Genomic DNA, 20,121 nt, shown 5'->3' on the forward strand with positions numbered 1-20,121 from the left:
CGGGTTCGCTCAGGAGGCCTTCTTCGGCGCGCGGATCGGCAGGAGCAGCAGCAGGCCGAGAGCCAGGACCACCAGGATGCCCAGGATGCCGTAGCGCTGAGCTTCACCGGATGCCACCAGCGGGGTGGCGATGGCGATGGCCCCGGCGAACAGCGCAGGTGCCAGGAAGGACACAGCGCGGCCGGTCGTCGCGTACAAGCCGAAGAGTTCCCCTTCGCGCCCTTCGGGAATCAAGCGCGAGAGATAGGAACGTGAAGCTGCCTGTGCCGGTCCGACGAACAGGCACAGCAGCAGGCCGAAGATCCAGAACCCCGTGGCTTCGGGCGAGAAGAAGACGCCGGCACCGGCTACCAGCAGGCCGATGAGCGAACCGACAATGACAGCCTTCGGTCCCGCCCAGTCATCGACTCGGCCGCCAAGCACGGCACCCAGGGCGGCAACCACGTTGCCGACGATCGCGAAGATGATCACTTCGGTCAATTCGAAACCGAAGGTGCCGGCGGCAATGACCCCGCCGAAGGTGAAGATCGCTGCCAGCCCGTCGCGGAAGACGGCCGACGAGCACAAGAAGAACAGCAGGTTGCGGTCGCTGCGCCACAGTTCCTTGATGTTGTTGAACAGCACCTTGTAGGTCTGAACCAGCGGGATCTTCTTCGACGTGCTCGGCGGTGCTTCAGGGATCACGAAGAACAGCGGCAGCGCGAAGAGCAGGCACCATGCGGCCGAGAATATTGCCACCCAGCGCAGGTTCAGGGATTCATCGGTATTGGCACCCGGCCATTCCACAATGGGCTGCACGAACAGGAAGAGCACCAAGGCGAGGGCAAGGATGCCGCCGACATAGCCCATGCCCCAGCCGAAGCCGGAGACCTTGCCGACCGTTGCCTTGGTGGAAATCTGGTTCAGCACCGCGTTGTAGTTCACGCCGGCGAATTCGCCGACGACAGACATGCCCGCGATGAGAATAGCGCCGAACCAGAGGTAGGAAGGGTCGGGGTAGACGAAGAAGCAGGCCGCGCAGATCACCACGAGAATCAGCGTGTTGACCACGATCCACAGCTTGCGCCGTCCGGCAACATCGGCCCGGAGCCCGGTGACTGGCACCAGCAGGGCGATGGCCAAGCCGCCGACGGCCAGTGCCTGCGAGAGCACCAATGAAGCATGATCGGTATCGCCAAAAAGCTCGCTGGTCAGATAGACGGTGAAGACGAAGGTAATCATTACCGCGTTGATCGCCGCTTGGCCCCAGTCCCAGCTGGCCCAGGCCCATGTGTACCTATTAAGCCACTTTTCGCGAATCGCTGACGGTTCGACCTGATTGATTCCCATGCTCGCATCGTACCGGCAACTGGTAATCAGGAAATGAATAGGAACGAATTTTTAGAGAAAATCGAGCGATTCAGAAAATCAGCTGGTTGCGGAAAACGCGGGGAATATTCCTTAAACGACACATTCCTGCAATGGAAGGCAGCTGCTGGCTGATAAAATTACAGATGCAGACGCTTTTTGCGGCGTTCTGGATACTCTGCCCACCACCAGCCGACAGAGGAAATGCGTGCTAATAATTCTCACTGCGCTGTTTGTGACCGCTCTTTCATGCCCACTGATATTCAGGGCCCTGAAGCGTAACGGTTTCTACGTTGTGGCGGTCGTTCCTGCAGTGGGATTCATTTGGTTGCTGACCCGCATGCCTGCGGTGCTTTCCGCTGACAATTCACTGGCCAATGGTGCGCCGAATGCGCCGCCATCAGTTCAGATGGAATGGATTCCCGGGCTGAACATCGCCCTGAATTTCCGCATGGATTCCTTGGCCGCGACAATCCTGCTGCTGATCCTGGGCGTGGGCGCGCTGGTGCTGTTCTATTGCGCCCGCTACTTCAAGAATGATGATCCGCAGATCGGCGGCTTCGCGGCGAAGATGGTAGCTTTCGCCGGGGCCATGACCGGCCTGGTGACGGCAGATGACATCATCATCATGTTCATTTTCTGGGAAATCACGAGTGTCCTTTCCTACTTGCTGATCGGTTTCAGCCAGGCCCTGATCACCGCGCGCCGTTCGGCCATGAACGCGCTGATCATCACGACCCTCGGCGGTCTGGTGATGCTCGCCGGCATCCTGATGCTCGGCGCGGCGGCCGGCAGCTACCAGCTGTCGGAAATCCTGGCGTCGGCCGATGCGCTGGTGGCGATGGGGACCTTCACCGATGTCGCGGTGGCACTGATCATCGTTGGGGCGATCTCCAAGTCGGCCCTGGTGCCCTTCCACTTCTGGCTGCCCGGTGCCATGGCGGCCCCGACTCCGGTCTCCGCGTACCTGCACGCGGCGGCCATGGTCAAGGCCGGCGTCTACCTGATCGCCCGCCTGGCCCCCGGCTTTGCCGAGACCGCGCTGTGGGCACCCATGACCGTCGGCATCGGCATTCTGACCATGCTCATCGGGGGATACCGGGCGCTCAAGCAATACGACCTCAAGCTGATCCTCGCGTTCGGCACGGTCTCGCAACTGGGCTTCATCATCGCGGTCTTCGGCTTCGGCACCCACGAAGCCGCCTTCGCGGCACTGGCCATGACGCTGGCGCACGGCCTGTTCAAGGCGACGCTGTTCTTGAGCGTGGGCATCATCGACCACAACACCGGTACGCGTGATATCCGCAAGCTCACCGGTTTGGGCCGGGTCATGCCGATCCTGGCCACGACCACCGGCATTGCCGCCGCCTCCATGGCCGGCGTGCCGCTGCTGTTCGGCTTTGTCGCCAAGGAGGCTGTCTACGAGGCGGCCCTGCACCTGGATACCGGGTGGTCGCTCGCGGCACTCATCGGCATCCTGCTAGGCGCAGCGCTGACCATGGCCTATTCGCTGCGCTTCTTCTTCGGAGCGTTTGGCGTGAAGAAAAAGAAGCTGCCCGCGCTGCAGTGCAAGGCCCCGACGCTGATCTTCCTGGCCCCCTTGCTGGTTCTTTCGGCGGCGACGCTGTTCCTCGGCCTCTACCCGCAGCTGGTGGAGCCGTTGGCCATCCACTGGTCGGCCGCGCAGGGCGGCCCTGGCAAGATGCACCTGCTGCCCTTCGCCGGCTTCAACGCGGCCCTCGGGCTGAGTGCCATTTCCGTGGGCCTGGGCCTGTGCTTCTTCTGGCTGCGCCACCGCACCGACACCGGCGCCCCGCTGCGCCGGATGATCACCTCAGCCGAGGAGATCTACCGCATGTCGGTGAACGTGCTGGACAAGGCGGCCATTTGGATCACCGGCCGCACCCAGCGCGGTTCGCTGTCCTTCTACCTGGGCGTCATCCTGGTCGTGGTGCTGGTGATTCCGCTGGCCATCGCGCTGACCGTCTACACCCCGTGGCCGACGAACTGGATCATTGCCGACCACCCGGCGCAGCTGCTGATCGGTGCGGTGATCATCGCCGGTGCGGTGGTTGCCATTACCGCGCCGAAGCGCTTCATGGCGGTGCTGATGGTTTCGGTAACCGGCTACGGCATGGTCGCGATCTTCGCCCTGCAAGGTGCCCCCGACCTGGCACTGACCCAGCTGCTGGTGGAGACCATCGTGCTGGTCTCGTTCGTGCTCGCCCTGCGCGCCTTGCCCAAGCGGCTGTGGGTCGGGCTGACCAAGATCAAGTGGGGCCGGGCGATCTTGGCGATCTCCCTGGCCTTGATGGTCGTCTACATCGCCATCGCGATGATGGCCGCGCGCACCGAGGCACGCATTTCCCTGGCTTGGCCCGATCTGGCCTACTACGACGGATTCGGCAAGAACATCGTCAACGTGGCCCTGGTGGATATGCGCGTGTGGGATACCTTCGGCGAAATTACCGTGCTGTCGGCGGCAGCCACCGGTGTGGCGTCGCTGATCTTCGCCGGACGAAGCTTCGGCAACCGGGTACGCGCCCACCACGTGGCCCCGGGCAGCATCGATGCAGGATCCGAAGCCATCGGCACGAAGGACTCGAAGGAAACCGAGCTGCGCATCGCGCGGCGTTTCGCTTCCAGCTCCAACCAGGATTGGCTGATGGCCGGCAACACGCTGGTCGCTGAACGCCGCTCGATCATTTTCGAAGTGGTCACCCGGCTGATGTTCCACACCGTGCTGATCATGTCGGTGTACACGCTGCTGACCGGTCACAACACCCCGGGCGGCGGCTTTGCGGGCGGGCTGATTGCGGGCTTGGCGCTGACCATCCGCTACCTGGCCGGAGGCCGCGTGGAACTGTCCGAGTCAATGCGCATCGCTCCGGGCATGCTGATTGGCGGCGGCATTGCGCTGGCCGGCCTGGCCGGCATCGTGCCGCTGCTGCTGGGCGATGGAATCTTCACCACTTATGCCCTGGAATTCTGGTTCTTCGGCGAGCACAAGTTCGTTTCCTCAACGATTTTCGATATTGGAGTGTATCTGGTGGTCCTTGGCCTCGTGCAGGATGTGCTGCGTTCCCTGGGCAGCGAAATCGATTCGCTGTCCGAAGGCCGCAGCCCGGTGGACCGCCACGATGAAATCCAGTCATCACGGACAGGAGTTGGCCGATGAGCGTGAATATCACCTTCCTCGTCGTCACCGGCGTGCTGCTGGCCGCCGGCTTCTACCTGGTGCTCGAACGCACCCTGACCCGTGTGCTGCTGGGCATCATGCTGCTGGGCAACGGCATCAACCTGCTGCTCCTCACCAGTGGCGGCCGCAAGGGAGCCGCACCGCTGTTCAACCCCGAGGTGCCCGCGGACGAGTATTCCGATCCGCTGCCGCAGGCGCTGATCCTCACAGCGATCGTGATCACCTTCGCAGTGACCGCGTTCCTGCTCGCGATGATCTACCGGTCCTGGACCTTGACCAGCGCCGATGAGCTCACCGATGACACCGAAGATATCAAGGTGTCCCAGAAGACCGCCTACGACGAGGAAGAGGACTCGCCGGTGGCTGAGGACACGACCGAATTCGTCGATGAAGAAGGCCGCCCAGTGCGCGAGGGGGAAGAGTGAATTTCCTGGATCTAGCCCCGTTGGCTGTGGTGCTGCCGATCTTCGGCGCCGGTGCCGCGTTCCTGGCCCGCCGCCAGGTCCGCATGCAGCGCCTGATCACTATCGGCATCCTCACCCTGACCCTGGTGCTCGAAGCCGGGATGCTCGCCGCCGTGTGGGGCGGGGAAAGCTACGCCATCCACATTGGCGGGTGGGACTCGCCTTTCGGCATCGCGCTGATGGTCGACGGGTTCAGCTCGTTCATGCTGCTGGTCTCCACGGTTGTTTCGCTCGCCGTGCTGCTCTTCGCCACCAGCCAGGGCCTGGCCGATGGGGATGAGCCCGGACCGGTGTCGATTTTCCATCCGGCCTACCTGATCCTGCTCGCCGGCGTGTCCAACGCCTTCCTGGCAGCCGACCTCTTTAACCTGTATGTCGGATTCGAAATCCTGCTCACCGCCAGCTATGTGCTGCTGACTCTGGGCGGCACCGCTGAACGCATCCGCGCCGGCACCACCTATGTGGTGGTATCGGTGGTCTCCTCGGTGATCTTCCTGATGGCCATCGCGATGATCTACGCGGCCACCGGCACGGTGAACATGGCAGACCTCGCGGTGAAGCTGCCTGAATTGGGCCAGGGCCCGCAGCTGATCCTGCATGTGCTGCTGCTGATCGCCTTCGGCATCAAGGCCGCGGTCTTCCCGCTGTCGCTGTGGCTTCCGGACTCCTACCCGACCGCGCCGGCACCGGTCACCGCTGTGTTCGCCGGGCTGCTGACCAAGGTGGGCGTCTACGCGATCGTCCGCACCGAAACCCTGCTCTTCCCGGGCGGCTCGGTCAACGCCGGCCTGCTGGTGGTGTCCGCGCTGACCATGGTCATCGGCATCCTCGGTGCGCTGGCGCAGACGGACTTCAAGCGCATGCTCTCCTTCACGCTGACCAGCCACATCGGCTATCTGATCTTCGGCGTGGCAGTGGGCGGGCCGCTGGCCATCGCCGCGACCATCTACTATGTCGGCCACCACATCATCGTGCAGACCTCGCTGTTCATGGTGGCGGGCCTGATCGAACGCCGTGCCGGCAGCTCTAATGTCACCCGGCTCGGTTCGCTGGCCAAGCTGTCCCCGGCGCTCTCCCTGCTCTTCTTCATCCCGGCCATCAACCTGGGCGGCATCCCGCCATTCTCCGGGTTCCTGGGCAAGTTCGGGCTGCTGCATGCTGCCGCGCAGCACGCCGACCCGCTGACCTGGGTAGTGATCGGAGCCGGGCTGCTGACCAGCCTGCTGACCCTGCTGACGATCATCCGCGTGTGGGCCCGCGTGTTCTGGCGCCGTGCCGCCGATGCCGAGGTGCCCAACCAGGAGCTGGTGGCCGAAGCGACGCAGGTCGCCGACGAGACGCTGGCCGGCGGTGCGCAGAACCCGCGCCTGGGCTTGAAGCTGGCCAAGCAGCTGGAAGCCGACTCCTTGCCCTGGGGCATGCGCTATGCCACCGGTTCGCTGGTGCTGGCGGGCATCGCCCTGACCGTCTTTGCCGGGCCGATCTTCGAATTCTGCGAGCGGGTGGCCGCTGAGCTGATCGCCCGCGAACCATATATCAGCTCGATCTTGCCATTCTGATTGGAGGGATGATGCCGAACAAGAACTTTGAACCGCGCGACCAGCGCATCGATGATGCGCTGGATACCTCCGGCGTGCGCCACCGTGCGACACTCAAGCAGGAGTGGCCGCTCCTGCTGCTGCTGCTCTTCGTCTGGGGCGCCCTCTGGCAGGACTTCTCGCTGGCGAACATGATCTTCGGGGCGGTCATTGCGCTGGTGATCGTGAACCTGTTCCCGCTGCCGCCGGTGGTCCTTTCGGGCCGGATCAACCTCTGGTACTGCGTGAAGCTGTTCATCTGGTTCCTCGGTCAGGTTGTCGCGGCCAGCGTCCACGTGGCCTGGCTGGCAATGGTCCGCGGGAAGAACACCCGCAGCGCGATCATCGCCGTCCCGCTGCGCACCGGCTCGGACCTGATCGTGATGACCGTGGGCCACGTGCTCACGCTGATCCCGGGATCCTTCGTGATCGACGTGGACCGCAGCTCGTCGACCCTGTACCTGCACTACATCGACATCCAGTCGCCGGAGGATGTGGAGACGGCACGGGCAGCTATCCGGGACATCGAACGCCGGCTGATCATGGCCATCGGCAGCCGTGACGAGTACGAGGCGATCAAGAGCGAATGCGGACCGGACTTCGCTGCGAGGAAGGGGTAGACATGCTGGATATCGTCATCTGGATCTGCGGCATCATGCTCGGGCTGGGTGCCATCGCCTGCCTGATCCGGGTTGCCAAGGGGCCATCAATCCTTGACCGGGTGCTTGCCCTGGACGTGATGCTGCTGATCATCTCCGCCGCCCTGTGCCTGGAGATGGTGCTGCACAAGCACACCGACTACCTGCTGTTCGTGGTTGCCGCGTGCATGCTCGGCTTCATCGGCTCGGTGACCGTCTCACGCTTCGTCTCGGATCAGAGGAATGCCTAATGGAACTCTTCCTCGATATCCTCGTCGCCATCCTGCTGATCCTCGGCTGCCTGATGTCCTTGATCGCAGGCATCGGCTTGCTCACCTTCCCGGACATGCTCACCCGCATGCACGCGGCCACCAAGCCGCAGGTGCTCGGCTTCCTGCTGATCTTCGCCGGGTTGGTCATCTACCTGCGCAGCTGGGCGGTGATCCCGGTCCTCGCGTTGGCTTGGGGCATGCAGCTGCTGACAGCGCCGGTTTCCGCCCACATGATCGGCCGTTCCGGCTACCGCACCAAGCACGCGGCCAAGGAAACCCTGTTCTCCGATGAGCTCAGCCTCGTGGTCAACAGGGTCAATGGCGCACCGCCCACCGGAGCAACACCGATGTCCAAGGCCGAAGCGCCAGAGGACAAGTAATGCGAAAAGAGCGGGAGCAGTTCAGCTGAACTGCTCCCGCTCTCGGCTTGCCGCCGAAGCCTATTTGGTGAACTTGGCAACAACCTTGTTGGCGCTGCGGTCGGCCACGGTCTGCATGATCGCTGCCACCAGGGCCGAGACGATCGCGAAGCCCAATGCGCGGCGGAAGGACGCTTCAGCCGCTTCCTCGGTGCCCTTGCGTGGCGCTTTGCTGCCAGTTGCCTTCAACCAAATGAAATCAACCAGCTTGCCACCGAGCATGCCCGCGCCAACGGTGATGCCGGTAGTGACAAGTTTCTGCACTTTATCCATTTTTTCCTCGCGATCAAGCTCGTGACACATCGTTCCTCTGCCCAGCATACCTGCGGTATGGTGGGGGAGCAGTAATTATTCCGACAGGGGAGCGTCAGACTTCTACGAAGTCGCAGGACGCTGAGAGTGCGATGGATCGCAGACCCTCGAACCTGCCCCGGCTAGTACCGGCGAAGGAAGTCGAGCATCTCGGATGCGGATAGGCGCAGCATGCCCTCATTCCGTGCATCCCCCCTCCTTTCCACAGGAGGACCAACAATGAACGAAACAATTTCGAAGCATCGTACCGGCTGGCGTGTCGTCGATATCGTCGTGGCATCGGTGATCGCCGTGGCTTCAGGAGTCATTTTCTGGGCATGGAGTGCCGGCTACGGCCTGTTTTCGCTGGCCTTCGCGGCTTTCCCTCCAGCCACCGCGCTGCTCACCGGCATGTGGCTGTTCCCCGCGGTGCTCGGCGCATTGATTATCCGCAAGCCTGGCGCCGCGCTCTACTGCGAGCTGCTGGCCGCCGTGGTTGAAGCGCTGCTCGGCTCGCACTATGGGTTGACCGTGCTGATCTCCGGCCTGGTCCAGGGCCTGGGCGCGGAGCTGGTCTTCGCGGCATTCCGCTACCGCAAGTGGAACCTGGGCGTGGCACTTCTGGCAGGCCTGTTCTCCGGCCTGTTCGCCGGCATTACCGAGGCATACATCCTGGCCTACTACGTCGAGTACACCGCCGGGATGAAGATCTTCCACGTGATCGCCACCGGTGTTTCCGGTCTGGTCATCGCCGGGCTGCTGTCCTGGCTGGCCACGCGCGGACTGGCGAAGACCGGTGCCCTGAGCGCACTGGCGAGCCGGCGTGCACACCTGGAAACCGCAAAATGAGTTCAGTTGCCAATTCCGATGCCGCCTCGCTGACCCAGCGCGGAGCGTCAATCACCGCAACTGGTTTCGGCTGGCAGCACTCGGAGCGGCAGGAACCTGCCATCTCGGGGCTGGATCTGCAGATCCACGCCGGTGAAAAGGTGCTGCTGCTCGGTCCATCCGGTGCCGGCAAGTCGACGTTGCTGCATGCAATGGCCGGGCTGCTGGAAGCCGATGAGGATCAGCAGCTTGCCGGCCAGCTGCTGATTGATGGCAACGATGCGTTCAGCCGGAGCCACCCGGTGGGCTTGATGCAGCAGGACCCGGAAACCCAGGTCGTGCAAAGCAGGGTCGCCGATGATGTGGCCTTCGGAGCGGAGAACCTCGGGATGGATCCGGGCGTGATCCGCCAGCGGATCCCCGAAGTGCTGGACGCGGTCGGATTGGGCGCGCTGTCCTTCGACCACCGCACCCAGCAGCTCTCCGGCGGGCAGAAGCAGCGCTTGGCCCTGGCTGGCATCCTGGCCATGGAACCCGGCCTCATGCTGCTCGATGAACCGACCGCCAACGTGGACCCGCAGAGCATCGGGCCGTTGCGCGATGCGGTGCTGAACGCCGCGAAGCTATCCGGTGCCACGCTGGTTGTGGTCGAGCATCGGCTCGAAGCCTGGGCAGAGCATATGGACCGGGTTATCGTGCTGGAACCGGGCGGGGGAGTCGCGCACGACCTGGATCCGCGTCAGCTGTACACCGAAGACCCCGTGCGCCAGGAGCTGGCTGCCGCCGGGCTATGGGTTCCCGGATATGTTCCGCAGGTGGCACCGGCCGAGAACCTTGCCGGAGCCATGCTGCTGGAAGCGCGGCAGCTGGTCTGCGCCCGCACGGCTACCGCGCCGCATACCCAGGCGGTGGATATGGAAGTGCAGGCGGGCACCGCCACGGTGATTCTCGGCGAGAACGGCGCCGGCAAATCGACGCTGGCCCTGGCCTTGGGCGGTTTGCTGGCCCCGGCCAGCGGTGAGCTGACGGCCACCGCGCAACTGGCCGACGGCCTGGGCAATTCCCCGTTTGCTTGGAAAGCCGGTGCACTGATCGGGCGGATCGGCTCGGTCTTCCAGGAGCCCGAACACCAGTTCGTGACGCAGAGCGTCCGCGAAGAGCTGGCTTTCGCACCCAGCCGTGCGCAGGCGAGCAGCTCCAACGCGCCGAAGTACGACCCGGCCCAGGTCCAGGCGCGCGTCGATGCGTTGCTTGAACGCTTGGGGTTGGCGCATTTGGCTGAGGCGAATCCGTTCACGCTCTCCGGCGGAGAGAAGCGCCGACTGTCCGTGGCCACCGTTTTGGCAGCCTCGCCAGAGGTGCTTATCCTCGACGAGCCGACGTTCGGGCAGGATGCGAACACCTGGCGGGAACTGGCCGGGTTGCTGGTCGAAGAGCTGCAGCAGGGCACTGCGATCATTGCAGTCACCCACGATGAGCATTTTGCCTCGGTGCTCCAGGCCAACCAGCTGGTGCTCGCTTCCGGCACCCCGGATGCTGATGCCCCGCGCCAAGGGCCGGTGCTCGATGCGCCGGTAGGGCACAGCTGGCTGGCGAAGATCAATCCGCTGGCCAAGCTGGGTGCGGTGGCCGCGGCAACGCTGCCGCTGATCACCACCTTGGATTGGGTCTCGGCACTGGTGATTATCCTGGCGACCGTGGTGTTCTTCCCGCTGGCCGGGCTGAGCCTGCTGAAATTCCTCAAGCGTGCGTGGCCGTTGCTGCTTGCCGGGATCTTCGCGGCCTGGGGCATTGCCCTGGTGGGCCAGGACAGCGGCATGGTGTACGCGCAATTCGGCGCCTTCAGCATCACCGAGGGATCGGTAGCCGGCGGCATCGCCACCGGACTGCGCGCCTTCGCACTGGCCATCCCGTGCATCTTGCTGCTGGCCACCACGAACCCCAGCGATTTGGGCGGGGCGCTGTCCCAGCAGCTGAAGGTCCCGCACCGGTTTGTGCTCGGGGCGCTGGCAGGCATGCGATTGCTTGGGCTGATGGTGGAAGAATTCACCACGCTCACCCTAGCCCGGCGTGCTCGCGGTGTCGGAAACTTCGGCACCGTGGGCCAGCGCATCAGGGCAACCCTCGGCCAGGTGCTGGCGTTGCTGGTGCAGGCGATACGCCGCGCCGGACGGTTGGCAACCACGATGGAGGCCAAGGGGTTCGGCACGGCCAAGCGCACCTGGATTCGCACGGCCACCTTCACCTGGCGTGATGGCATGGTGCTGGCAACCGGAATCCTGCTTGGCACGACCGCCATGGCTGCGGCCGTGCTGGCAGGGACCTACAACCTGGTGTGGTCCTAGCGGATTGCGTCGCTCAGGGCGCTGAGCTCCTCATGGAGCTCGGCGTCCAGCCGCAACGGCTTGGCATCGATGGTGCGCACCGGGGTGAGCAGGCGGATCGATGACACCAGCCACACGCCGTCGGCCTGGTACAGGTCTTCAGGGCGAAGCGGGCCATAGCCCAGCTCCCAGCCGTCCTGCGCCGCCGCATCGAAGATCGCGCTTTGCGTGGTGCCTGGCAGAATGCCGGTTTCCAGCATCGGGGTGAGCAGCCGCTTGGTCTCGCCATCGCGCTGGGCAACCAGCACGGTTGAGGTCGGAGCTTCGAGGATGATGCCGTCAGCCGAAGTGAAGATGACGTCATGGGCGCCGTGCTTGTGCGCGTAGCGCAGGGCGGCCATGTTGATCGAATAGGAGAGGGTCTTGGCGCCCATCATGAGCCATGGTGCGCGTTCTGCCAGCTTCGAGTCGTAGCCGCGGTCCAGCAGCAGGACATCCACGCCGGTTTCGCGCTGTTCCTTGCCCAGCGCCGGTGCCGGGGTGACGGTGACCCAGCAAATGGCGGGATCGTTGTCGTGCTCGCCGCGTGCAGCGACCAGCTTCACCACGGCCTCTTCGGCGCCGCCGGTGGCGTCGAAGTCGGCCACCGCGGTGTCGACCGCGGCATACCAGCTGCGCGAATCGGGGATGGCCAGGTCTGCGACTTCAGCAGAGATTGCCAACCGTGCCAGATGCGCTTCGAATTTGCGGACGGCCTGGTTGGTGTAGAGCATCGATTCGAAGATGCCATCACCTCGCGTGACTCCCTGTGCAGTGACCAGAAGCTGCGGTGCGGTGATATCGGCAAGACGTCCGGCCGGATAGGCAGGATCCAAGAATACAAGTGAGCTCATAAAGACAGATTATCGAACCCCAGCGTCTTCTGCGTGATTTCTGCGGGCGGAGATTCAGACAAGCAGGAGATTGTTCGATAAGCTAATCGAAGGATTTTGGCCTGTATATCGCAGATCAGAGGCCGAAATGCCAACTTCGAGTGTATAGCCAAAGGGGGTGCCTACGTGTGGCCGAGCAATGAAGTCTTCTTGCAGATCGGCGGTGTTCTCTGGAGCGTGCTGGTCGCGATTGAGCTTGCGGTCCGCTACTTCATGATCGGCATCGTTCCGGGCAACCGGCGCCCCACCACCGCAATGGCATGGCTCTTGGCCATCTTCTTCCTGCCCGTGGTAGGACTTGTCGCCTATTGGCTATTCGCCAATCCACGGCTGTCGCGCAGCCGGTTGGAAAAGCAGCGGCGGGCTCACGATGAAATCATGAAGGCCACGAGCCACATGCAGCTGCCCGAAGAATTCCATTCCCAGGAGGAATGGGTCGAATCGGCGGTCATGCTCAATCGCAACCTTGGTGCCATGCCGCTGGAAGGCGGAAACCAAGTTGAGGTCCTTTCCGATTACCGTGCCTCGCTTGACGCAATGCGACTGGAAATCGAAAAGGCCACCCGTTATGTGCACATCCAGTTCTACATCATGGGCGATGACCCGGACTATGTTGGGCCGGTACTCGATGCGCTGGAAGCGGCAGCGGATCGCGGCGTGCACGTCCGATTGCTTTTCGACCACTTGGGGACCTTGCGCGTCAAGGGCTACAAGGATTTCAAGAAGCGCCTGAAGAAGTCCAATATCAACTGGCACCCGATGCTGCCCATCGACTTGATTGGCCGGCGCTGGCGACGCCCGGATCTGCGCAACCACCGCAAGATCCTGGTGGTTGACGGCGAGGTGGCTTTCACCGGAAGCCAGAACCTGATCGAACCTGGCTACAAGCGCGAGTCCGCCCACAAGGTTGGCCGCGAATGGGTTGAAATGATGTTGCGCGTCGAAGGCCCGCTGGTGCGCAGCCTGGACGTCACCTTCGCTACCGACTGGTGGCAGGAGGACGACGACCAGGAAGTGCTGATGGACATGGCCGAGGCCCGCCACCCGCTGGCATACGAGGAACGCCCTGGCTCCACCCTGGCGCAGCTGCTGCCCAGCGGCCCAGGCTACGGGACCGAGAACAACCTTCGGCTGTTCAATACGCTGATCTATTCGGCCTCCGAACGCCTGGAGATCACCAGTCCCTACTTCGTTCCCGACGATTCGCTGCTCTACGCCATCACCACTGCCGCACAGCGCGGGGTGGAAGTCGAGTTGTATGTTTGCGAAGAAGGCGACCAGTTCCTGGTGCACCATGCACAGCAGTCGTATTACCAGCAGCTGCTGGAAGCCGGCGTGCGCATCCACCGGTATCCGGCTCCCATGGTGCTGCATACCAAGTGCTTCACCGTGGATAACGAGGTGGCGGTGGTGGGATCCTCGAATATGGATATGCGTTCGTTCAGCCTGAACATGGAGATATCCGTGATGCTGCTGGGCCGGGAAATGGTCGATGCGGTCAACCAGGTGCAGAACCACTATCGGGATATTTCTTCGGAGATCACCCTGTCGCAGTGGCGCCGCCGGCCGCGCATGCAACGTTGGATCGACAACGTCGCACGCCTGACGGCCACCTTGCAGTGACGCGTAGCGCTTAGGATTCGTCCGGGAAGCTGGCCCCCAGCGCCTGGAGCACACCACGGGATTTGGTGATGACCTCGTCCCATTCGTCGGCGGGTACCGAATCTGCGGTAATCGCTCCGCCTAAGCCCAAGCTCAAGCGCCATGACTGGTCAGCCAGCTGGTCGCAGACCAGGGTGCGGATCACCACTGAGAAGTCGGCAGCGCCATCAGCACCCAAATAGCCCACCGCCCCTGAGTACAGTCCGCGGGTACGATGGTCTTCCAGCTCATCCAGGATATTCATTGTGGACAGCTTCGGTGCACCGGTCATGGAACCGGGAGGGAACGCTTCACGCAGGGCCTCGGCGGCCAAGTGCGGGGAGGACAGCGTGGCGTCGATGGTCGAGACCATCTGGTGCACCGTCGCATAGGATTCCACCGCGCACAGCCGGGCTACCTTCACCGAACCGGGAACCGCATGGTGCGACAGGTCGTTGCGCAGCAGGTCGACGATCATGATGTTCTCGGCCCGGTCCTTGGGATGCGTAGCCAAATCATGCTTCAAAGCGAGATCCGATTCTTCATTCTCGCCGCGCGGACGGGTGCCCTTGATCGGCTCGGCCCGCAGCTGCCCGTCCTTGGACAGCGCGAGGAAGCGTTCCGGCGACATGCTGGCGATCTGCAGATTGGCGAAGCGCAGGTAGTGGGCAAAGGGTGCCGGGCTGGAGCGGCGCATGCGGCAATAGGCTTCGAATGGATCGAACTGTTCGGCATGGGCGGTCAACTCGGTGGTCAGGCACACTTCGTAGGTGTTGCCTTCATAGATCTCCCGTTGAGCTTTGCGGATCTTGTGCTTGTAGCCGGTTGCAGTATCCGCGCAGCTGAATTCCGGGATGGGCAATTCCCGCCCGCTGCGCAGTTCTGGCGGGTTGCCCAATAGGATGCTCACTGCCGCTGCGGGCTCGGCAATGCTGTGCAGATGCATCTGCTCTTGGTGATGGTCGATGACCACCACGGTGTCCGGCGCGAAGAACTGGGCATCCGGGCGTACCCGTCCGGGTTCAACCACAGCCTGCAGATCTGCGGCGCCGACCTCGCGTTTCAGCTCATACCCGAGATACCCCACCCATGCGGGCAACGGATAGCCGGTTTTCGCATCGATTGGCGAGCCAGGCCAGCAGCCAGCCAGGGCGCGGAAGAAATCTTTGCCCAGCCGTACTTCAGCGCCGGGCAGTCGGATGCTCGTGCCGTGGCTGGTAGCGCTCAGCAACGGCGGCTGCTGAGCAGTGGAGAGAGCAAGCACCGAATAGCGATTGCGTCCCAATGGGTCGCTGAGCTTGTGGCTTGTCGATTCCAATAACGCGGCATGCGGAAGGGCAGCGGCCAGTTGCTCGAAAAGCGAGGCCGCATCACCTGGCGCCTCGTAGCTCTGGCGGAATTCCAGGACGCTGGGAGCCGTGTTGGGGCCTGCGCACCGCTGGCGTATTCCGGCGGGCAGGTATGGGCAGGCCAGTGCCCAGATTTGCATGGGATCGCGGTCGCTGGCGGCGTCCATCACCAGGTCGGCCGCGTGGTGCGGGTTATGGGCCTTCAGGTACCGATCTTCCTGCTCGGCCCACATGTCCCAGTACGGGCGGTAGGTCTCGCCGTCGCGGGCCAGCGCCCGGTCGCGGCGGCAGTTTTCCGGGGCCTCAAGCCAGATTCCGAGGTCGAGGTACTTCCGGGCTGCGCCATGGAGCGCGCCGACGCCTTCAACGACAACGATCTCGGCAGACGAGAAGTTGCTGGATTGGCCGAGGGTACTTGATTCCCAATCCCAGGTGGGGTATGCAGCGGTGAGCCCTGCTGCCAGCTGCGGCAGGATCCGTTCATACAGCTCGAAGGAACTGTGCAGTCCATCCCAACCGTGGTAGAGGTCTTCAAGGCGCAAAATAGCTACGGAGGCGGTGGCTTCCAAGTATTCCGCTAGGTCTGTTGCAAAGGTGCTTTTGCCGGATCCGGAACGCCCGTCAATGGCAATAAGTGTTGGTCTAGCGGTTTCCACGAGAGGTGATATTACTCCGCACGTAATCTACAAGGGCAGGCAGGGAAGCAGAAATGAGTTTCCAGGTCTCGCGGAAATCTCCCGCGTCACCGTACCAAGGGTCGTAAATGCCCTGCTGGTCGTGCGGGGAGCTCGCGGTTCCCGGATCGAAGGAACGGAACATCCGCAGCTGCGGGCGTTCGCTCGGATCGATCTCGGCCAATTCGGGAACGAGATCCTCGAAGTGGTCGGTGTCCATTGCCAGGACAAGATCCATCTTGGCAATTTCGTCCGAGTCGATCTGGGCGGCAATGTGCTCAGCAGCATCAAGCCCATGGCTGCGCAGCGTACTGGCGGCCCGCTCATCGATGCGCTTGCCGACTTCGCCATCGGTGATGGCTCGCGAAATGACCTCCACCTGCGAGACCTCGGCGTCCTTGAGCGCATTCTTGAGCATGTACTCGGCCATGGGGGAACGGCAGATATTTCCCGTGCACACGATCATTATCCGGAACATGGCATCAGTCTATGGGCACAAGGCGATTCGATCGATAGCTACGCGCCCGTTTCCCGGCAACAAAACGGCAACGATTCGGTGCGCAGGGCCATGAATGGGTTACGACTAGGGGTTCAAGACGGCTTTGGGGGAGAAAAAATTAGTGGATCAGCAACAGCAGCGCGGCGACCAGGATGAATAGGATGCCGAAGAGGATGTTCAGCAGCTTGGCACCCCGGTAGGTGGCGGTGAAGCGCTGGAAGGTACGGGCGGTGCCGGCAAAGAAGAAGAACATCACCAGGATGTCCACCACGACGACCGTGCCGATGAAGATGGCGTATTGGGCCAGGAGCGGCTGGTCGGCGCGGATGAACTGCGGGGTGAAAGCCAGGAAGAAAACTATGGCCTTGGGGTTGAGCAGGTTGACCAGGATGCCGCGGTTGAGCATGGCCCAAGGGGTCAGCTTGTGCCCGCTGCTGGATCCGTCGGAGGCGACTTCCGGTTTGGAGAGCAGCATCCGGATGCCCAGGTACACCAGATAGGCAGCTCCGGCGTAGCGGATGATGGCGAAGAGCAACGGCGAGCTGGCCACGAGCAGCCCGACTCCGGCTGCGACGATGACCACATGGATCAGCAGGGCGATCTGCTGCCCGAGCACGCCCCAGATGGAAGCGCCCCAGCCCTGCCTCAAGGAATTGCTCATGGTATTGATCGCACCGGCACCGGGGGTGAAGCTGATGACGATGCAGGCGCTGAGAAGGGAAAGCCAGAGTGAAAGGGTCACTGCTTAATGCTAGGTTGCCGGGATGCTGCGGGCTGATTCGTTGCGCGCTGTTACGGCTTCTTCGCGAGCACTGTCCACTCCGGCAACCGCTTCGGCCATGAAACGGGCTATGACCTGCAGCTGCTGTTCGTCGTAGTGGCTGATCACTTCGCGCATTTTGATGCCCAGCGGCATGAACATTTCCCTGCCCTTGCCTCGTGCTTTGGCGGTCATGGCAATGCGGATGACACGGCGGTCCGCATCCGAGCGCTGGCGCTCGATCATGCCCAGTTTTTCAAGGCGGTCGAGCATGGCGGTGGTAGCTGGGGAGCTCAGCTGCAGTTCGCGGCTCAGGTCGCGGGGAGAAGGCAGCTGGCCGCGTTGCTCGTGCTTCATGATGATCGACAGCGCATTCATGTCCGTGCGATGGGTTCCGTACAGTGCTCCGGTGGACTCAACGTACCGGTCTGAGGCCTGGCCGAATTCCTGCAGGAGCATGACCAAGCGGTGCTGTTCTCTGGCGCTCATAAGCGCAATCCTAGTCTGAAAAATTCAATAGCCCAGGAAGTATTTCGATAATGGAAATACATCTTGTAGTATTGCGTTCGGGATCGCTGGTCGATCCACCGGCAGCAAATACGAGTGAGGACGGATCAGTGGCGCATCTAGCGAAAACCGGCCAGGCACCGGGCAAGAAGCGAATGAACAAGAAGAACGTCGGCATCAGGGCGGGAATCTATGCCCTGCTGATCGTCCTGTGGCTGGGTGTCGCCGGAATTGGCGGCCCGACCTTCGGCAAGCTTTCAGAGGTCCAGACCAATGACCAGACCTCATTCCTCCCGGCTACCGCGGAGGCAACCGAGGCCCTGGAATGGCAGAACAAATTCCGCTCCACCGATGCAATTCCAGCGGTCGTGCTGCTCACCAGCGATGCCGGGGTCAGCCGGGAAAGCGCCGCGCTGGTGGGCGAAGCGCTCAACGGCTTCACACATCTTGACGGCCAGATCACCGGCCCCTTCCTCTCCGAGGACGGCAAGGCCGCTGAATTCATTGTTCCGGTCTCCGGCGAGGTGAAGGCCAACGAGGGAGTCGACGAACTGCGTTCGCTCCTGGCCGCCGAGAAGCCCGAGGGCGCCAGCGCCTATGTCACCGGCCCGGCCGGCTTCAGCGCCGACCTGGTCGAAGCCTTCGGGGGCATTGACGGAGTGCTGCTGGGCGTGGCGCTGGCCGCCGTGCTGGTGATCCTGCTGCTGGTCTACCGCTCGCTCCTGCTTCCGTTCACGGTGCTGCTGACCTCGGTGGTGGCGCTCTGCGCGGCAATCGTCGCGGTGTACTTCATGGCATCCGAAGGATGGATCCGCCTGGACGGCCAGGCCCAGGGCATCTTGTCGATCCTGGTCATCGGCGCGGCGACGGACTACTCCCTGCTCTTCGTGGCACGGCACAAGGAAGCCCTCGTTGCAGGTGAGGACAAGTGGCGGGCTGTGGCATCCGCGTGGAAGGGTTCGGTGGAACCGATTGCCGCTTCGGGCGGCACCGTGACGGTGGGCCTGCTGTGCCTGCTGTTCTCGGATCTGAACTCGAACAAGGCGCTGGGCCCCATCGGCGCCTCGGGCATCATCTTCTCGATCATCGCCGCATTGACATTCCTGCCGGCGGTGCTTGGCCTGCTGGGCCGGGCCGCCTACTGGCCATTCCCGCCCAAGCCGGCGGCCGCGGATGCCCAGGGCCAGCAGAAAGAAGGCCTGTGGGGCCGCATTGCGCGTTTTGTCGCCAATCATCCGCGCCCGATCTGGATCATTACTGCGCTGGTGCTGGCCGTCGGAGCGCTGGGCATGACCCAGCTCAAGGCCCATGGCGTGCCGCAGAGCGAGCTGGTGGTGGGCGCTTCCGAAGCGCGAGATGGCCAGATCGCCCTGGGCGAGCACTTCCCTGGCGGATCGGGCTCCCCGGCCACGGTGATCATCGATGAAGCTGAAGCACAGACTGCCCTGGAAAAGGCCCTCGATGTCACCGGCGTGGATTCGGCCTACCTGCAGGCCGAAGACGGGGGACCGGCGATGGCCGCCCGAGGAGCCGAGCCGTACAGCGTCGAAGGCCGCAACCTGATATCGGTGACCCTGTCCGATGCGGCGGACTCGGATGCCGCCAAGCAAACCGTAGTCGAGCTGCGCGAGCAGATGCACGCGCTCGATGCCAACGCCCTGGTCGGCGGCACCACTGCGACCCAGCTCGATACCAACGAGACGGCGATTGCCGACCTGTTCAAGATCATTCCGATTACGCTCCTGGCCATCTTGCTGATCCTGATGCTGCTGCTGCGCTCCATTCTGGCGCCGGTGCTGCTGATCCTGACCACTGTGCTTTCCTACGGCACCGCCATGGGCGTCAGCGCGCTGGTCTTCAATAACGTCTTCGGGTACGTGGGCGCAGATCCGTCCGTGCCGCTGTTCGGCTTCGTCTTCCTCGTGGCGCTGGGCGTGGACTACAACATCTTCTTGATGACCCGTGTGCGCGAGGAATCCTTGAAACGCGGCACCCGCGAGGGCATGCGCGTGGGCTTGAAGGTCACCGGCGGCGTGATTACCTCCGCCGGCGTGGTGCTTGCCGCGACCTTTGCCGCATTGGGTGTTGTGCCGATCATGTTCCTGGGCCAGCTGGGCTTCATCGTGGCCTTCGGCGTGCTGCTCGATACCTTTGTGGTCCGCAGCCTGCTGGTTCCCGCGCTGGTTGAGGAAATTGGATCAAAGGTCTGGTGGCCCTCGAAATTGGCGAAGAAGAAGTTCGAATTGAACTAGCAAGAAGTTCGCAGAATCCGGGAGTGCAAGTGGTGAACATCTCCCGGCATAGCAGTGCAAATCGGGGCCGCTCACAGACGTGCCCCGCTTGAGCACTGTAGTATGGATCTTTGTGCGTCACCGGAAAATTCTGTGGCGTATGCGTCGA

Annotated in this window: 17 protein-coding genes and 1 riboswitch; of the genes, 10 read left to right on the forward strand and 7 right to left on the reverse strand. The window is 62.9% G+C overall.

Features of this window, described 5'->3' with window-relative positions:
- Positions 1 to 9 precede the first annotated feature (9 nt).
- Positions 10 to 1,329: an MFS transporter gene (locus ANI01nite_RS13040; protein WP_141358475.1), complete on the reverse strand. Its 1,320-nt coding sequence runs from the start codon at positions 1,327 to 1,329 to the stop codon at positions 10 to 12.
- 226 nt (positions 1,330 to 1,555) lie between these two features.
- On the opposite strand from ANI01nite_RS13040, the gene ANI01nite_RS13045 reads away from it, so the two are divergent.
- Genes ANI01nite_RS13045 through mnhG form a run of 6 tightly spaced genes read left to right on the forward strand, consistent with a single transcriptional unit; the run spans position 1,556 to position 7,877 of the window.
- Positions 1,556 to 4,525, forward strand: coding sequence for a Na+/H+ antiporter subunit A (locus tag ANI01nite_RS13045; RefSeq protein WP_141358477.1), 2,970 nt, complete (start codon positions 1,556 to 1,558; stop codon positions 4,523 to 4,525).
- Positions 4,522 to 4,971 carry a Na(+)/H(+) antiporter subunit C gene (locus tag ANI01nite_RS13050; protein WP_038991744.1) on the forward strand — a complete coding sequence of 150 codons (450 nt, stop codon included), beginning with the start codon at positions 4,522 to 4,524 and terminating at the stop codon, positions 4,969 to 4,971. The genes ANI01nite_RS13045 and ANI01nite_RS13050 overlap by 4 nt, the downstream gene beginning before the upstream one ends.
- On the forward strand, positions 4,968 to 6,569 hold the full coding sequence (locus ANI01nite_RS13055; protein WP_141358478.1) for a Na+/H+ antiporter subunit D: 1,602 nt from the start codon (positions 4,968 to 4,970) through the stop codon (positions 6,567 to 6,569). Before ANI01nite_RS13050 ends, ANI01nite_RS13055 begins: the two co-directional genes overlap by 4 nt.
- Before the next feature lie 11 nt (positions 6,570 to 6,580).
- The gene (locus ANI01nite_RS13060) at positions 6,581 to 7,207 is read left to right on the forward strand and encodes a Na+/H+ antiporter subunit E (protein ID WP_307723211.1); all 627 of its coding nucleotides are present in this window, start codon (positions 6,581 to 6,583) and stop codon (positions 7,205 to 7,207) included.
- A gap of 2 nt (positions 7,208 to 7,209) precedes the next feature.
- Positions 7,210 to 7,476, forward strand: a complete 267-nt coding sequence (locus tag ANI01nite_RS13065; RefSeq protein WP_038991741.1) for an MrpF/PhaF family protein — start codon at positions 7,210 to 7,212, stop codon at positions 7,474 to 7,476.
- Entirely contained in the window at positions 7,476 to 7,877 is a 402-nt protein-coding gene (gene mnhG / locus ANI01nite_RS13070; protein ID WP_141358480.1) for a monovalent cation/H(+) antiporter subunit G, read from the forward strand. The genes ANI01nite_RS13065 and mnhG overlap by 1 nt, the downstream gene beginning before the upstream one ends.
- 60 nt (positions 7,878 to 7,937) lie before the next feature.
- Here mnhG and ANI01nite_RS13075 read toward each other — a convergent pair whose 3' ends face one another.
- Positions 7,938 to 8,189 (reverse strand): DUF4235 domain-containing protein, encoded by a 252-nt coding sequence (locus tag ANI01nite_RS13075; protein WP_038991737.1) that lies wholly within the window; start codon positions 8,187 to 8,189, stop codon positions 7,938 to 7,940.
- 75 nt (positions 8,190 to 8,264) lie between these two features.
- A riboswitch (TPP riboswitch) is annotated at positions 8,265 to 8,385 on the forward strand.
- Between the two features lie 62 nt (positions 8,386 to 8,447).
- Between ANI01nite_RS13075 and ANI01nite_RS13080 the strand changes: the two genes are divergently transcribed.
- Both ANI01nite_RS13080 and ANI01nite_RS13085 read left to right on the forward strand, forming a co-directional pair.
- The gene (locus ANI01nite_RS13080; RefSeq protein ID WP_066141114.1) at positions 8,448 to 9,056 is read left to right on the forward strand and encodes an ECF transporter S component; all 609 of its coding nucleotides are present in this window, start codon (positions 8,448 to 8,450) and stop codon (positions 9,054 to 9,056) included.
- Complete coding sequence (locus tag ANI01nite_RS13085) at positions 9,053 to 11,380, forward strand: ATP-binding cassette domain-containing protein (protein ID WP_141358482.1); 2,328 nt, start codon at positions 9,053 to 9,055, stop codon at positions 11,378 to 11,380. The genes ANI01nite_RS13080 and ANI01nite_RS13085 overlap by 4 nt, the downstream gene beginning before the upstream one ends.
- Here ANI01nite_RS13085 and ANI01nite_RS13090 read toward each other — a convergent pair.
- On the reverse strand, positions 11,377 to 12,252 hold the full coding sequence (locus tag ANI01nite_RS13090; protein WP_038991732.1) for an aminodeoxychorismate lyase: 876 nt from the start codon (positions 12,250 to 12,252) through the stop codon (positions 11,377 to 11,379). The two genes, ANI01nite_RS13085 and ANI01nite_RS13090, sit on opposite strands and share 4 nt — an antisense overlap.
- Before the next feature lie 165 nt (positions 12,253 to 12,417).
- Between ANI01nite_RS13090 and cls the strand changes: the two genes are divergently transcribed.
- Positions 12,418 to 13,914, forward strand: coding sequence for a cardiolipin synthase (gene cls / locus ANI01nite_RS13095; RefSeq protein WP_255314538.1), 1,497 nt, complete (start codon positions 12,418 to 12,420; stop codon positions 13,912 to 13,914).
- 10 nt (positions 13,915 to 13,924) lie between these two features.
- On the opposite strand, the gene ANI01nite_RS13100 is transcribed toward cls, so the two are convergent.
- From ANI01nite_RS13100 to ANI01nite_RS13115, 4 genes are all read right to left on the reverse strand, one after another.
- Positions 13,925 to 15,937, reverse strand: coding sequence for a chorismate-binding protein (locus ANI01nite_RS13100; RefSeq protein WP_141358484.1), 2,013 nt, complete (start codon positions 15,935 to 15,937; stop codon positions 13,925 to 13,927).
- Complete coding sequence (locus ANI01nite_RS13105) at positions 15,924 to 16,433, reverse strand: low molecular weight protein-tyrosine-phosphatase (RefSeq protein ID WP_038991730.1); 510 nt, start codon at positions 16,431 to 16,433, stop codon at positions 15,924 to 15,926. Before ANI01nite_RS13105 ends, ANI01nite_RS13100 begins: the two co-directional genes overlap by 14 nt.
- 139 nt (positions 16,434 to 16,572) lie before the next feature.
- The gene (locus ANI01nite_RS13110) at positions 16,573 to 17,196 is read right to left on the reverse strand and encodes a LysE family transporter (RefSeq protein ID WP_141358486.1); all 624 of its coding nucleotides are present in this window, start codon (positions 17,194 to 17,196) and stop codon (positions 16,573 to 16,575) included.
- Positions 17,197 to 17,205: 9 nt separating this feature from the next.
- Positions 17,206 to 17,703 (reverse strand): MarR family winged helix-turn-helix transcriptional regulator, encoded by a 498-nt coding sequence (locus ANI01nite_RS13115; protein WP_038991728.1) that lies wholly within the window; start codon positions 17,701 to 17,703, stop codon positions 17,206 to 17,208.
- Positions 17,704 to 17,876: 173 nt separating this feature from the next.
- Here ANI01nite_RS13115 and ANI01nite_RS13120 point away from each other — a divergent pair, with 173 nt between their 5' ends.
- The gene (locus ANI01nite_RS13120; RefSeq protein WP_170214653.1) at positions 17,877 to 19,973 is read left to right on the forward strand and encodes an MMPL family transporter; all 2,097 of its coding nucleotides are present in this window, start codon (positions 17,877 to 17,879) and stop codon (positions 19,971 to 19,973) included.
- Positions 19,974 to 20,121 lie beyond the last annotated feature (148 nt).

This window comes from Glutamicibacter nicotianae, assembly GCF_006539525.1.
GTDB lineage: Bacteria > Actinomycetota > Actinomycetes > Actinomycetales > Micrococcaceae > Glutamicibacter > Glutamicibacter nicotianae.